The sequence below is a fragment of the Providencia sp. PROV_01 genome (assembly GCF_053098325.1).
Map to the genome: position 1 here is coordinate 213,279 of NZ_JBRFKD010000002.1, position 13,211 is coordinate 226,489.

The 13,211-nt window shown below is 40.3% G+C and carries 12 protein-coding genes; 4 read left to right on the top strand and 8 right to left on the bottom strand.

Annotated features, from left to right (window positions below):
- Positions 1-51: 51 nt before the first annotated feature.
- On the bottom strand, positions 52-915 hold the full coding sequence (gene murI, locus ACU696_RS01785) for a glutamate racemase (protein ID WP_198635186.1): 864 nt from the start codon (positions 913-915) through the stop codon (positions 52-54).
- Positions 860-2,746, bottom strand: coding sequence for a TonB-dependent vitamin B12 receptor BtuB (btuB, locus tag ACU696_RS01790; protein ID WP_117163007.1), 1,887 nt, complete (start codon positions 2,744-2,746; stop codon positions 860-862). Before btuB ends, murI begins: the two co-directional genes overlap by 56 nt.
- Before the next feature lie 244 nt (positions 2,747-2,990).
- Here btuB and ACU696_RS01795 point away from each other — a divergent pair, with 244 nt between their 5' ends.
- Complete coding sequence (locus ACU696_RS01795; protein WP_421667221.1) at positions 2,991-3,116, top strand: hypothetical protein; 126 nt, start codon at positions 2,991-2,993, stop codon at positions 3,114-3,116.
- A gap of 111 nt (positions 3,117-3,227) precedes the next feature.
- Positions 3,228-4,325: a tRNA (uridine(54)-C5)-methyltransferase TrmA gene (gene trmA, locus ACU696_RS01800; protein ID WP_198635185.1), complete on the top strand. Its 1,098-nt coding sequence runs from the start codon at positions 3,228-3,230 to the stop codon at positions 4,323-4,325.
- A 79-nt stretch (positions 4,326-4,404) separates the two neighbouring features.
- Here trmA and ACU696_RS01805 read toward each other — a convergent pair whose 3' ends face one another.
- Together ACU696_RS01805 and fabR are read right to left on the bottom strand one after the other, a co-directional pair.
- A complete protein-coding gene (locus ACU696_RS01805) occupies positions 4,405-4,794 on the bottom strand; it encodes a YijD family membrane protein (protein WP_004907104.1) in 390 nt (129 codons plus the stop codon).
- A gap of 12 nt (positions 4,795-4,806) precedes the next feature.
- A complete protein-coding gene (gene fabR / locus ACU696_RS01810; RefSeq protein WP_109912974.1) occupies positions 4,807-5,463 on the bottom strand; it encodes an HTH-type transcriptional repressor FabR in 657 nt (218 codons plus the stop codon).
- Positions 5,464-5,925: 462 nt separating this feature from the next.
- Between fabR and sthA the strand changes: the two genes are divergently transcribed.
- Complete coding sequence (sthA, locus tag ACU696_RS01815; RefSeq protein WP_004907101.1) at positions 5,926-7,323, top strand: Si-specific NAD(P)(+) transhydrogenase; 1,398 nt, start codon at positions 5,926-5,928, stop codon at positions 7,321-7,323.
- 73 nt (positions 7,324-7,396) lie between these two features.
- Here sthA and oxyR read toward each other — a convergent pair whose 3' ends face one another.
- Complete coding sequence (gene oxyR / locus ACU696_RS01820) at positions 7,397-8,302, bottom strand: DNA-binding transcriptional regulator OxyR (protein WP_004907100.1); 906 nt, start codon at positions 8,300-8,302, stop codon at positions 7,397-7,399.
- Between the two features lie 986 nt (positions 8,303-9,288).
- Between oxyR and ACU696_RS01825 the strand changes: the two genes are divergently transcribed.
- Positions 9,289-9,639 carry a hypothetical protein gene (locus tag ACU696_RS01825; protein WP_004907098.1) on the top strand — a complete coding sequence of 117 codons (351 nt, stop codon included), beginning with the start codon at positions 9,289-9,291 and terminating at the stop codon, positions 9,637-9,639.
- A 63-nt stretch (positions 9,640-9,702) separates the two neighbouring features.
- Here the strand turns inward: ACU696_RS01825 and argH are convergent, their stop codons facing one another.
- The 3 genes from argH to argB all read right to left on the bottom strand — a co-directional run bounded on the left by argH (position 9,703) and on the right by argB (position 13,199).
- Positions 9,703-11,079, bottom strand: coding sequence for an argininosuccinate lyase (gene argH / locus ACU696_RS01830; RefSeq protein WP_004907096.1), 1,377 nt, complete (start codon positions 11,077-11,079; stop codon positions 9,703-9,705).
- A 78-nt stretch (positions 11,080-11,157) separates the two neighbouring features.
- Positions 11,158-12,378 carry an argininosuccinate synthase gene (locus tag ACU696_RS01835; RefSeq protein ID WP_004907093.1) on the bottom strand — a complete coding sequence of 407 codons (1,221 nt, stop codon included), beginning with the start codon at positions 12,376-12,378 and terminating at the stop codon, positions 11,158-11,160.
- A gap of 44 nt (positions 12,379-12,422) precedes the next feature.
- Positions 12,423-13,199, bottom strand: a complete 777-nt coding sequence (gene argB, locus ACU696_RS01840; protein WP_004907091.1) for an acetylglutamate kinase — start codon at positions 13,197-13,199, stop codon at positions 12,423-12,425.
- Positions 13,200-13,211 lie beyond the last annotated feature (12 nt).

Sequence of the window (13,211 nt, forward strand, 5' to 3'; positions counted from 1 at the left end):
CCCTTTTTTTCATATTTTTTTTCGTTCGCTCAGCTTTCCATCAAATTTAACTTAAATAGCTAGTTTTTGCAGCGTTTTGAACCCTTCGGCTTCGAGAACTGGTTGTAACCCTTTTACGTTGTCATCCATTAATAAGCAATATGCGAAGTTTTCCTCATCTGAATTGATGATTTCAGCTTGATTATTAATGAGCCAAATAGTTCTTCTGGCGATTGCAGAACCTGAATCAATGAATCGAGTTCCATCTGGTAGCACTTTTTCGAGTTCTTCTATTAATAAAGGAAAATGCGTGCAACCCAAAATAACGGTATCAGGCGGCTCTGGCATTCGAATCCATGGCCTAACAGTTTGAGCGACTTCATCGAGTGGTAAGGTTTCCCCATGTAACTTTCTTTCTGCGAGTTGAACTAATTCCGCAGAACCGAGGGAAATCACTTTACAGTCTGTAGCAAACCGTTCGATCAGCTCTTTGGTGTATTCACGGTTTACAGTGCCTTTCGTCGCCAATAAACCCACCACGCCATTACGCGTTAACTTAGTTGCGGGTTTAATGGCTGGAACAACCCCAACAACTGGGAACGTAAAATGTGCTCTCAAATTAGGGAGGCTGACCGTACTTGCGGTATTACACGCAATAATCACAATAGTTAAAGGATGCTTTGCAGCAATTGCATTTACGATTTGATAGACCCTATCAATAATAAACTCTTCACTTTTTTCACCATAAGGGAAGGCTTCATTGTCGAATGCATAGATATAGTGGGCATTCGGGATCATTTTTTTGACTTCACGATAGACAGATAACCCGCCCACTCCAGAGTCAAACACTAGAATGGTCGGGTGAACAGATAGGGTGTTATCAGAAGTTGTAGCTTCCAGTGAGGAAATATTCTCTTCCAGCGGTGCGATAACCATACGCGGTCTCATAGTCTTTATCGAACATATTAGCTATTTTACCACGAATTGTGAGATGTGAAGTGATTGGATACGCAGCTGTGAGATCCCAAAGGCTAACACCGCCTTGTTTTACACGTCTAGAAGGAAATTGGCTATAGTCATTATCATAGCGAGAGCCTATATATTGGTAGGTTAGCCCCATATCTACTTTATCAATAGCCCAATCTAGCTGGTATTTAACTTGCTGCTTAGCCCGTCGCTCAAGAACCTTATCCGTCTTTTTGTTACGAGGGTCAACATATTGATAGGTAACTTGGTGATGAAGGATACCTGTTTCGAACTCACCAACCCATTCAACACCTTTAATTTCAGCTTCGCCAATGTTCTCATAAGTGCTAGTCGGATAACCTGATTTATATGCAATCAGGTTATCAATATCATTATGGTATGCATTGACCTGCCAAAAAAGTGGTCCCGTTGTTCCTTCAACACCAATCTCCCACTGCTTACTTTCCTCGGGTTTCAAGTTCGGATTACCTAGCGTTGTTCCATATGCCGATGAAGAATACGCATATAATTGAGTTAGATTAGGTGCTTTATAAGCAGTTGCATATGAACCAACAAGTTTGTAACCTTCATGAAACTCCCAACTAAGGCCTGATTGCCATGTTGTATGCCAATTAAATTCAGAGTGATGGTCAGAACGTATAGCGGCCTCTGCAGTTACTGAATCAATAATTGCATATTGCCCTGTGAGGTATATCCCAGTGTTATTTAACGTTTGTTTTTCATTGATCATCGCGTAGCTGCTAGGCTCAATACTTTGGCGTTGATAATCAATCCCCGCACTAATATTACCTTTATCTAATAGGTAACTATTACCCCATTGAATATTGTACTGCTTAGACTCATCAAGATTTGCAGATTCACTATATTGCCCTTTTCTAGGATCAAAATTGTAATCTTTTGAATAACCATAGCTTCCCATCAATGATGATGAATATTTTCCTTGATGATATTTCAAACCTGTTTCATAAGTACGGCTATAAAGCTTACGCGTATCAACACTAACTCCCGCATATTCTGATACGTCATAACTCGTTCGATTGTCATAACCGTACGCCCTTGCATACGCTAAGATTTCTGAAGAAAATTGATGTTCAACACCTAACCACAATGACTTGCTCAAAAAGCCATCTTTATCATATTGTCTTGGGCTAACTTCTTTTGGTGCTAAATCAAAACCTTTGGTATGCGTATAAGCCGCAGCGGCAGTTACCGTTGTATTTTCACCAATCTTTTGCTGAGTCGAACCGTTATAGTTTTGATAACTATGCGAACCAATACCCGCATTCAATGTTGTGCCATCGTTATCACGGCGAGTGATAATATTCACCACACCACCTACCGCATCTGAACCATAAACCGCAGAGCGGGCGCCGCGAATATATTCGATACGTTGTACCAGTGAGATAGGAATTTGGCTCATATCAGAAGAGCCAGAAATACCCGCTTGATTCAAACGAACACCATCAATCAGCACTAAAACGTGACGTGATTCTGTGCCTCGTATAAATAGAGAGCTTTGTTGACCCATTCCCCCGTTTTGCGCAATATCCACTCCCGGCAGGCGCCTTAATACATCTATCACGGTATTGGATTGCCAATGATCGATATCTTCACGAGTGACCACCGTCACTGGCGCTAATATAGAAGAGATGGGTTGTTCAAAGCGGTTCGCGGACACAACCACTTGATCAGTTTTATTATTTGCACTTGCCAAAGAAGAAGTAGCGCACAATACAGCCAGCGCAGCGGCCGATAACGGCAGCGACTTTTTATTATTCATTATGATTACACTCGGAAAATCAATTCAATTAATGTTCCGCGAGGTTGAATATAGATTCGCGCAGATATTCAACAAAGCGATTGGTAGCGTGGCAGGTATCGGACTTATAAAGTAACAAGTTGGGTTTCTATATATGAAATAAAAACGATATATAAAATGAAAATTCGACCTGTTATATCCCCTAAATAATTCAAGTGACATGTAGGCGGCAAGCGAAGATATCCCTAGGAGCATACTGAAGTATGTGACTAGGGTAGCTGAGCGATGCCAACACCCATGTAGCTTGAAGAATGACGGGGATACCTTAATTACCGTTGCGCGTCAGTCTTGGACTTACACCAAGTTCCCTAAACCACAGCCATTATCGTAAGTTGAATAGTTATGAGTGTCTACGGATGGATAATGAAAACTGGACATCTTCGCCGCATTCCCTACAATTTCGCTCCTGATACGAATTTATTACTGTTTTATGGAGCCAAACATGCCAAACACCTTGCACACTGACGACTACGAACAACAGCTCGTAGAAAAAACGGATCGCTTAAAGGCGATGATGGCTCCTTTTAACGCACCTGAACCTGAAATTTTTTCATCACCAAAGTCGCATTACCGGATGCGCGCTGAATTTCGCGTCTGGCACGATAATGACGATTTATTTCATATTATGTTTGATAAGGAAACTAAAGAAAGGGTCCGTGTTGACCAGTTCCCTGTCGCAAGTCAGTTAATTAATGACATGATGGCAGCGTTATTGCCGTTAATTAAGCAAAATGAATTACTGCGTCATAAATTATTTCAAATTGATTATTTATCAACGCTAAGTAATAAGCTGATTGTTTCGCTGCTTTACCATAAAAAACTCAGTGAAGAGTGGGTTGCTGAGGCAAAAGCCTTAAAAGCCGTTTTAGTTGAACAAGGCTTTGATGTGCAATTAATCGGCCGAGCGTCAAAAACAAAAATCATGTTAGACAATGATTATGTTGATGAAATATTACCGGTAATGGGTAAAAATATGGTGTATCGCCAAGTCGAAAATAGCTTTACGCAGCCTAATGCACAGGTCAATATCAAAATGTTGGAATGGGCAATTGGGGCAACACAGAATTCGACGGGGGATTTATTAGAACTTTACTGCGGAAATGGAAACTTTTCATTGGCATTAGCGCAAAACTTCGAACGCGTATTAGCCACTGAAATTGCAAAACCTTCCGTGGCTGCGGCTCAATATAATATCGAAGCCAATAATATTGAAAATGTACAAATTATTCGTATGTCTGCAGAGGATTTTACCCAAGCCATGCAAGGTGCTCGTGAATTTAGGCGCCTAGAGGGTATTTCTTTAGCAGACTACCAGTGCAATACCATTTTCGTTGACCCGCCTCGCAGTGGTTTAGATGCAGAAACAGTGAAGCTAGTTCAGGGTTATGACCATATCCTATATATTTCATGTAACCCAGAAACGCTATGCGATAACTTAGTTGAGCTGACTAAAACGCATAAAATAGAGAAATTAGCCTTATTCGACCAATTTCCGTATACCCATCATATGGAAAGTGGGGTATTACTGAGCCGCTATTAGTTGGCTGAAAACTCGGTTATTAAAAGCAAAAACGCCGCATTTTACTGCGGCGCCTTATTAATAGAAAAGTCGTCTAAACTTAGTTTTCGACTTCTTGCTCAAGTGCCAGCTCCGCTTTTTCTTTCTTACGTGCTTTCCAGCTTGAGTACATCCACAATGCGATAATGACAATAAAGGTTGCTGGGATAAAGTTAGAGCCTATTTCAGGGTTTTGAACGCGTAAAATCGCGGCATAACCAAATAGGCCAATAAAAAAACTACCAGCAACAAATTTTGGCAACCCCATCGGCATGGCTTGATGTAAATAGCGCTGGTGTAAACAATACGCAGCCAATATTAGGGTTAAAATTGGAAAAAATGAAAAGTCGACCAACGAGTTAAACAGCGTTGAAAACGTCCCATGGGTTGCAAGGCCAATCACAAAGGCTAGCAATAATGTGCTTCTTTCATAACTTTTTTGATCCGTCATTGATTCTCCTTATTATTTAGTAAGGTCTGGGTCAGTTTGATTTTGTTTTTCCTGTTCCCGGCGGTACCAGTAATAGGCGCCTTTCGCGATCATTCTTAACTGTAATACCAGCCGTTCTTCGAGATTCCTGCGTTTTTCTTCATCAATGTCTAGCGCTTCCGCTCCTGCGCTAAAGACAATCGTTACCATGGCCTCGGCTTGCATTTCAGTAAAATGGCGAGGCATACGGCTTTCAAGTTCAAGGTAATCGGCCAATTCCGCAATAAAATGTTGAATTTCCCGAGCGACCGCTGCACGAAACTCCGCAGATGTTCCCGAACGCTCCCGCAATAATAACCTAAAGGCATTAGGGTTATTACCAATAAACTCCATAAAAGTTGAGACTGATGTACGGATCACACTCCCGCCTTTTGCAATACGCTGTCTTGCTTGGCGCATTAGCTGGCGTAACATCAAGCCACTTTCGTCAACCATCGTCAGCCCAAGTTCATCAACGTCCTTGAAATGACGGTAAAATGAAGTCGGTGCAATCCCAGCTTCACGTGCAACTTCCCGTAAACTGAGGCTAGTAAAGCTCCGTTCAGCGCTTAATTGGCTAAATGCGGCTTCGACGAGTGAACGCCGAGTTTTTTCTTTTTGTTTTGCTCTAATGCCAATTGTGTTGCTCACGGTGATCCTAATTTCTTATCATGGAAGGTCAATGTAATAAGTATTACTCTTCGCCTAGCATACCTGAAAATAATTAAACTGTTTTGGAGAAAAAGCGACTATCGCTGCAATTTACTCATTTTCAGAATTTAACTTAGCCTTTTTTCAATTAGTTTTTTAACGCTGATATACTACCAACCTTTCACTAAACAATACTTCAGCAAACCCCTACTTTATGAACCCATGAATTATATTTAGGTATTTTTCTGAGGCTCTTGAACTAAAATATTTTCTCCTAAGAATTTCAAATTGAGATAAGGCGACAAAACAAGCGAACTCCTGAAAGTATATATAAGTATGTGACTAGAGTAAGCGAATGTCGCCAACGTTGTATCGATTTGAAAGACAGCGAGGAAATTAGGTGAAATAACCAACTAATGATAACATCTTGTTGTCATTTTGTTTTAGAGCAGGTCTTACCTCATGCAACTTACCCATTTTGATGCAATAGTCATTGGTTCCGGTCCTGGTGGTGAAGGCGCCGCCATGGGGCTAGTGAAACAAGGAAAAAACGTTGCTGTTATAGAACGTTATAATAATGTCGGCGGAGGCTGTACCCACTGGGGAACCATTCCCTCAAAAGCCCTCCGTCATGCTGTTAGTCGTATTATCGAATTCAACCAAAACCCGCTTTATAGTGATAACTCCCGTAGCTTAAGCTCCTCTTTCTCCGAAATTCTACGACATGCTGAAACGGTAATTAGCCAACAAACACGCATGCGCCAAGGATTTTACGAACGTAATGGTTGCCAAATGTTTTCGGGTGAAGCCACCTTTATCGATGAACAACATATCAGTGTCCGCTACGCGGATGGAAGTTGTGATGTTTTAAGTGCAGATAAAATCGTCATTGCCACTGGCTCTCGTCCATACTGCCCTTCTGACGTTGATTTCAACCATTCTCGAATCTACAACAGTGATACTATTCTCAACCTAACCCATGAACCTCGCCATGTGATTATTTATGGTGCAGGTGTTATCGGCTGTGAATATGCATCTATTTTTCGTGGGTTAGGGGTTAAAGTTGACTTAATCAACACCCGTGATCATCTCTTGGCCTTTCTTGACCAAGAAATGTCAGATGCCTTGTCGTATCATTTTTGGAATAGTGGTGTTGTTATTCGCCATAATGAAGAATATGAAAAAATCGAAGGGGTTGAAGACGGCGTTATTGTTCACCTGAAGTCAGGTAAAAAAGTCAAGGCGGACTGTTTACTGTATGCGAACGGAAGAACCGGTAACACTGATAGCTTAGGCCTGGCTAATGTCGGGATCGAAGCAGATGGCCGCGGTTTAGTTAAAGTCAATAAAGCGTATCGCACCACTAATGAACATATTTATGCTGTTGGTGATGTCATTGGCTACCCAAGTTTGGCCTCTGCAGCTTATGACCAAGGCCGAATTGCAGCCCGAGCCATTGGGGGTAGTTTAGGTAATGCACATTTAGTGGAAGATATTCCAACAGGGATTTATACCATTCCTGAAATTAGTTCAGTTGGTAAAACAGAACAAGAACTGACCGCAATGAAAGTGCCTTATGAAGTTGGCCGGGCACAGTTTAAACATTTAGCACGTGCACAAATCGCAGGTATGAATGTCGGTAGTTTGAAAATATTATTCCATAGAGAAACATTACAGATATTAGGCATTCACTGTTTCGGTGAGAGAGCGGCTGAAATTATCCATATCGGCCAAGCTATCATGGAACAAAAAGGTGAAGGTAATACTATCGAATATTTCGTCAATACGACGTTCAATTACCCGACGATGGCGGAAGCTTTCCGTGTTGCAGCTTTAAATGGTTTAAATCGACTCTTTTAATTATTGAGTGATTAATGGTTGCCAATAATCTGGCAACCATCATCAACTAAAAAATAATATTGGTAGCTTAACCCTAAACCCTATTTTTATAATAGTTATCCATTGAGTTATAGATGGTCTCCGCTAATTGTTCATAGCGCCCACGTAACGGTGAACCCGGGCGATAAACTAATACGATAGTTCGTTTCGGTTCAGGTTCAATGCAATTTAAATAACATACCCCATCACGACAAACTTCATTTGGCACCGATAAATCAGGTAAAAGTGTAATTCCACTTCCTGCTGCCACCATATTTCTTAACGTTTCTAAGCTCGTTGCCCTGAAGTGTGTATCTTCTTTAGCACCCGCTTGGAAGCAAAAGCCCATTGCTTGGTCACGTAAACAGTGGCCATCTTCTAACATTAATAGTTTTTCACCTGACAATTCACTCATTTCAATCGTATCACGATCATGCCATGGGTGACTCTCATAGATAGCCAATTTCATGGGTTCTTCAAATAACGGTACAACAATGAAAGGGTCTGTTTCTTTTACTTCCGCAAGAATGGCACAATCTAATTTACCACTGTCTAACTGAGCTAATAATTGCTGAGTTTGCGCTTCATGCAAATAGATTTCTAATTTAGGGTGAGCTTGGTGCAATTGCGGAATAATATGAGGTAATAGATACGGCGCAACCGTTGGAATTAAACCAATATGTAATGGCCCTGACATGCTTTCCCCTTGGAGGGCTGCCATTTCTTGTAATACTTTAATTTCACGCAAAATAGTACGGGCTTGCTCAACCAATAACAAACCTTGTTGAGTAAAAAGAACTTTACGGCTAGTTCTTTCTAGCAACATCACGCCAAGTTCTTCTTCTAATTTACGAATTTGGCCACTAAGAGTAGGTTGGCTAACATGACAAGAATCCGCGGCACGTCTAAAGTGTTTATGTTCGGCGAGTGCGACGAGGTACTCTAAATCTCGAATATTCATATTTCTTTTCCTTTCGTGAATTCTCTGTCAAACCAAAGATAGATAATACCAATCACTATATCGATATTGTTTTGTTTTATCTATTGATAAATTGAAAAATAGGGGGAAAACCTCATTTTTTGAAGGATACACGCAATATAATGAAACAAAGTGTAATATTTAGAAATAAAATGTATCTCATTCCTGACTCTTCAACAGAGAGAATAGTTAATTAATGATTAAATTCATTTACCATTAGCATTTCAATATAACATTCCTAATAAAAGCATTAACCGTGTTTTTTTAGAATAAAATTTCAATAAATTACATCCTAACGTTGCCAAGTAAAATCCCAACATTCTCCTCAAAAAATATAGACTATTTGTGTCATTAATTCACATAATAGATAAAATCAACTTTATTTTAACATTTAGTGAATATCACTAAAATAACCAAATTATTAGAATTTAATATGTATTTAGTCACACTTCATCAGTTTTGAATTAATTAAAACATACAAATATTTATTATATTCATCTCAAACAAAAGAAACATTTTGTTATCTTTCCTTTCACTCTCTATTAAAGTTTGTAAGTTTTTATATAAAAGTAAATGTAAATTGCAGCTTAATTTTGTTAAATTTTATTTTAATCACTATTACAGATTGATAACAACAGAAAATCACTAGAGAATCCAACTATAAAAACTAACAGAAAACACAAATAATAAAACAAAACACTGCAAATTTCTTAATGCACAGTCTTATTAACCACCAAAATACAAATGGATAACTTTAAATTACAATGAGAGTAATTTTGTTTTCTTTATATTTTTAAACATTTCCTTTTTTAATTTTACACCTAAATAGTGTTTTTAAATTTATAATTCCCACATCAAAAACACCAAGGAATATCAGTTCATTATTATTATTCTTATTTAATCGCACACAAATCTAATTTAAACATACAGCAAGTTGATTAATCAAAAATCAATGACGGGATACTATTATGAAAAATTTATTAACAAAAACTCAAAAATTTGGCCTTCGTTCACTCTGTGTATTGTTACTCGCTACAACCGCATCTATTCATGCTTATGCAAGTAATGACCAACAAAATGGGGTTATTCATTTCTCTGGGGCAGTCGTATTTCCGTCTTGCTTTAATGAAGTGACCGACAATCATGTCACACTGAATTGCTTAAATAACCAATCTGATATGGTTGCCAGCAAAATAAACTTGAATGATGTTGCAAATACTCAAGGTTGGAAGGTAATCAATGAAGGTAGAGGAGAGTATTCATATAACTGGGTGAATGAAGAAAAACAACTCGGAATGCTAACCATTAAATATATTTAAAAACAAACGCGTTATGGGAATCGGGGTAGTCATACTACCCCCCATTTTTTCTTCTACAACTAATCACAGTTCTAATCGTTTTTTTGCTTCCACAATAGCACTTGCCACTTGCTTCTGAGATACCCCACCTTTTGCTAACCGCTTATCTAAACAAGATTGTAGCGATAAAATTTCATAGACATCCAACTGAATAGTGTCACTGAATTTTTGCAAATCACTGAGAGCCATTTCTTCTAAAGCTTTACCTTGCCCAATTGCTGCAACAACCGCTTCACCCACGATATGATGCGCTTCGCGGAATGGAACACCTTTAGCAACGAGGTAATCAGCAAGCTCAGTTGCATTGGCATAACCTTGCTTCGCCGCATCTTCACAACGACTACGGCGAATTTGAATACCATCAAGCACCAACGCAGCCATATGCATGCAATCTAACCAAGTATCTAATGCGTCGAATAACCCTTCTTTGTCTTCTTGCATATCTTTGTTATACGCAAGAGGCAATCCTTTAAGGGTCATCATCATACCTGTTAGCGCCCCTTGGACACGCCCACATTTTCCGCGGATTAATTCCAATGCATCTGGGTTTTTCTTTTGTGGCATTAATGATGAACCTGATGTCACTTTGTCTGATAACTCGACAAAACCAGCTTCACCACTATTAAAGAAAATTAAATCTTCAGCAAAGCGGGATAAATGAACCATACCAATACTTGCGTTGGATAATAGTTCAAGCACGTGGTCTCTATCTGAAACGGTATCTAAGCTATTACGCGTTGCCGAAGCAAAACCTAACCATGATGCCAGCTGCTCACGGTCGATATCATAAGCCGTGCCTGCTAATGCCCCGCATCCTAATGGGCTGACATCTAAGCGTTTTAGTGTATCTTTTAAACGGCTTTCATCACGCGCTAACATTTCACTGTAAGCTAAGCACCAATGTGCAAAAGTGACAGGCTGGGCACGTTGTAAATGCGTATAACCTGGCATCACGGCATCTTGATTATTTTCCGCAGTCAGCACTAGCGCTTTTTGTAGCTCTGTTACCGCTTCAAGTAGCAATGCAACTTGGTCTTTACACCACAGTTTTAAATCTGTTGCGACTTGGTCGTTACGGCTACGGCCTGTATGCAATTTTTTACCTAAATCACCGACTTTATCAATCAGTTGACCCTCAACCCAGCTATGAATATCTTCTGCGTCACTTTGCAGGATAATTTCAGGGTTATCTTGTACTTCTTTAAGTAAGGCATTTAGTGCTTGTTCTAAAGTTTGTTGTTCGCTATCAGACAATACACCAACTGTTACCAGTGATTTTGACCATGCGACTGAGCCGATAATATCTTGTTGCGCCAAGCGATAATCGAAACGCAGTGAATCATTAAACTGTTTAAACCGTTGATCTGCTTGCTGACTAAAACGTCCACCCCAAAGTGCCATAACTAATCCCTACCTGATTGATAAAATAAGTTTTTAACCCCGACAGCGGTCTTGGCTGCCGGGGGACTACTATTTGATTTATTTCGCTTTGTTTTGTTCTTTCAGCGCACGGATACGTGAAGATAGCGAGTAAAGACGAATAAACCCACCTGCATGACTGTGGTCATAAACTTCATCTTCACCGAATGTGGCAAACTCTTCTGAATACAAGCTCTTATCTGCTTTTTTCTGAATCGCAGTCACTTGCCCTTTATATAATTTCAGAACAACTTCACCTGTCACATCTTGTGCTAATGACTCCGCAGCAGCTTGTAATGAATGACGTAATGGTGCAAACCAGCGCCCGTCATAAACCACATATGACATTTCTAAACCGAGTTGCTCACGCCATTTGTAGCTGTCACGGTCAAGAACCAGTTGTTCAATACCACGTAGAGCAGCCATCATAATGGTGCCTCCCGGGGTTTCATAACAACCACGAGATTTCATACCGACTAAACGGTTTTCAACGATGTCGATACGACCCACTCCGTGTTTTGCACCTAAAGTATTTAATGTTTCTAAACAACCAAGTGGGGACAATGCTTGCCCATTCACCGAAACGACTTCGCCATGTTTAACACCAACGGTAACCAGTTCAGCTTCATCCGGTGCATCTTGCGGGTCGACAGTCCATACCCAACAATCTTGGTTTGCCGCATTCCATGTGCTTTCTAATACGCCACCTTCAGTAGAAATGTGCCATGCGTTTTCATCACGACTATAGATTTTTTCTAAGCTGGCTGTTGTTGGAATATTACGTTCTTTCAGGTAATCGAGCAGTGCTTCACGGGAACGTAAGTCCCACTCACGCCATGGTGCAACGACTTGTAACTGTGGTGCTAATGCCGTATAGGTGCTTTCGAAACGCACTTGGTCATTACCTTTACCTGTTGCGCCATGGGCAACAGCATCTGCCCCTACTTTTAAGGCAATTTCGACTTGCGCTTTAGCTATAATTGGGCGAGCCATTGACGTACCTAATAAATAGCTACCTTCATATAATGCACCTGTTTTTAATACAGGGTAAATATACTCTTTGATGAACTCTTCGCGTAAATCCACTACGTAGCATTCAGATGCACCTGATTGCAGGGCTTTTTTCTCAACGCCCACTAAATCTTCACGGTCTTGCCCCACATCCGCAACGAAGGCCACGACTTCGCAATCATCATAGTTTTCTTTTAGCCATGGAATAATTGCTGATGTATCCAGACCACCTGAATATGCTAATACAATCTTTTTAATGCCCTTTTTCATAACATACCTATCCGCTCAATTAATATTGTTATTCCATGGCTCATTTATGATGCCAAGATCCGTGTTCCGATTGCTGTTCCATTAAACAGTTCGGGAAGTTGTTCTGCATGACGCCAGCTTGCGATATCCACAGAACGTTGCAAGGCTGCCGCAGCGTCTAATGCTGCATTGACCTTCACAATCATTCCGTCAGTAATAATTCCCTGTTCAATTAACTTTTGCGCTTTTTGCGTCGTCATTTCATCAATTTTTTGGCCTTTACCATCCAAAATACCGCTCACATCGGACAATAAGACCAGATCTGCGTTTAATGCTTGGGCGATAGCGGTTGCGGCTTGGTCCGCATTCACGTTCATCAACTCACCTTTTGGTGTGATACCAATAGAGCTGATAATGGGTAAATAACCCGCCCCCAACAATAATTTCAATAATTTTGCATCACCAGGTTTAGCATTACCGACATGGCCTAATTCTTCGTTTAGTTGCGTCACCGTGGCACTTTGGCCATCACCGAGAGAAAGACCTACTGCCGAAAGTTGATACTTCGTTGCCCATGCCAATAATGTTTTATTCGCAGTGCCTGCTAATGCCCCCGTAATAATATCGATTTGGTCTGCTGGCGTGACTCGCAACCCTTGCTTTTTAACCACGGGTAATTGCAGTTTTTGCATCAATTCATCAACTAAACAACCACCACCATGCACAATCACCAATTCGCGTTGATGAGCTTGCCGATAGGTTTGGATAGCTGTAAATAATTTTTCAAGCGCTTCGATGCTATCAAGTAACACTCCGCCCAATTTAATCACTAAGGGTTGCATGGGGTTAATCCT

Coding starts and splice junctions, on each gene's coding strand:
- ACU696_RS01825 (WP_004907098.1), top strand. CDS start 9,289: ATGAAAAATTTATTAACAAAAACTCAAAAATTTGGCCTTCGTTCACTC.
- btuB (WP_117163007.1), bottom strand. CDS start 2,746: ATGAATAATAAAAAGTCGCTGCCGTTATCGGCCGCTGCGCTGGCTGTA.
- oxyR (WP_004907100.1), bottom strand. CDS start 8,302: ATGAATATTCGAGATTTAGAGTACCTCGTCGCACTCGCCGAACATAAA.
- argB (WP_004907091.1), bottom strand. CDS start 13,199: ATGCAACCCTTAGTGATTAAATTGGGCGGAGTGTTACTTGATAGCATC.
- argH (WP_004907096.1), bottom strand. CDS start 11,079: ATGGCACTTTGGGGTGGACGTTTTAGTCAGCAAGCAGATCAACGGTTT.
- murI (WP_198635186.1), bottom strand. CDS start 915: ATGGTTATCGCACCGCTGGAAGAGAATATTTCCTCACTGGAAGCTACA.
- ACU696_RS01835 (WP_004907093.1), bottom strand. CDS start 12,378: ATGAAAAAGGGCATTAAAAAGATTGTATTAGCATATTCAGGTGGTCTG.
- trmA (WP_198635185.1), top strand. CDS start 3,228: ATGCCAAACACCTTGCACACTGACGACTACGAACAACAGCTCGTAGAA.
- ACU696_RS01805 (WP_004907104.1), bottom strand. CDS start 4,794: ATGACGGATCAAAAAAGTTATGAAAGAAGCACATTATTGCTAGCCTTT.
- sthA (WP_004907101.1), top strand. CDS start 5,926: ATGCAACTTACCCATTTTGATGCAATAGTCATTGGTTCCGGTCCTGGT.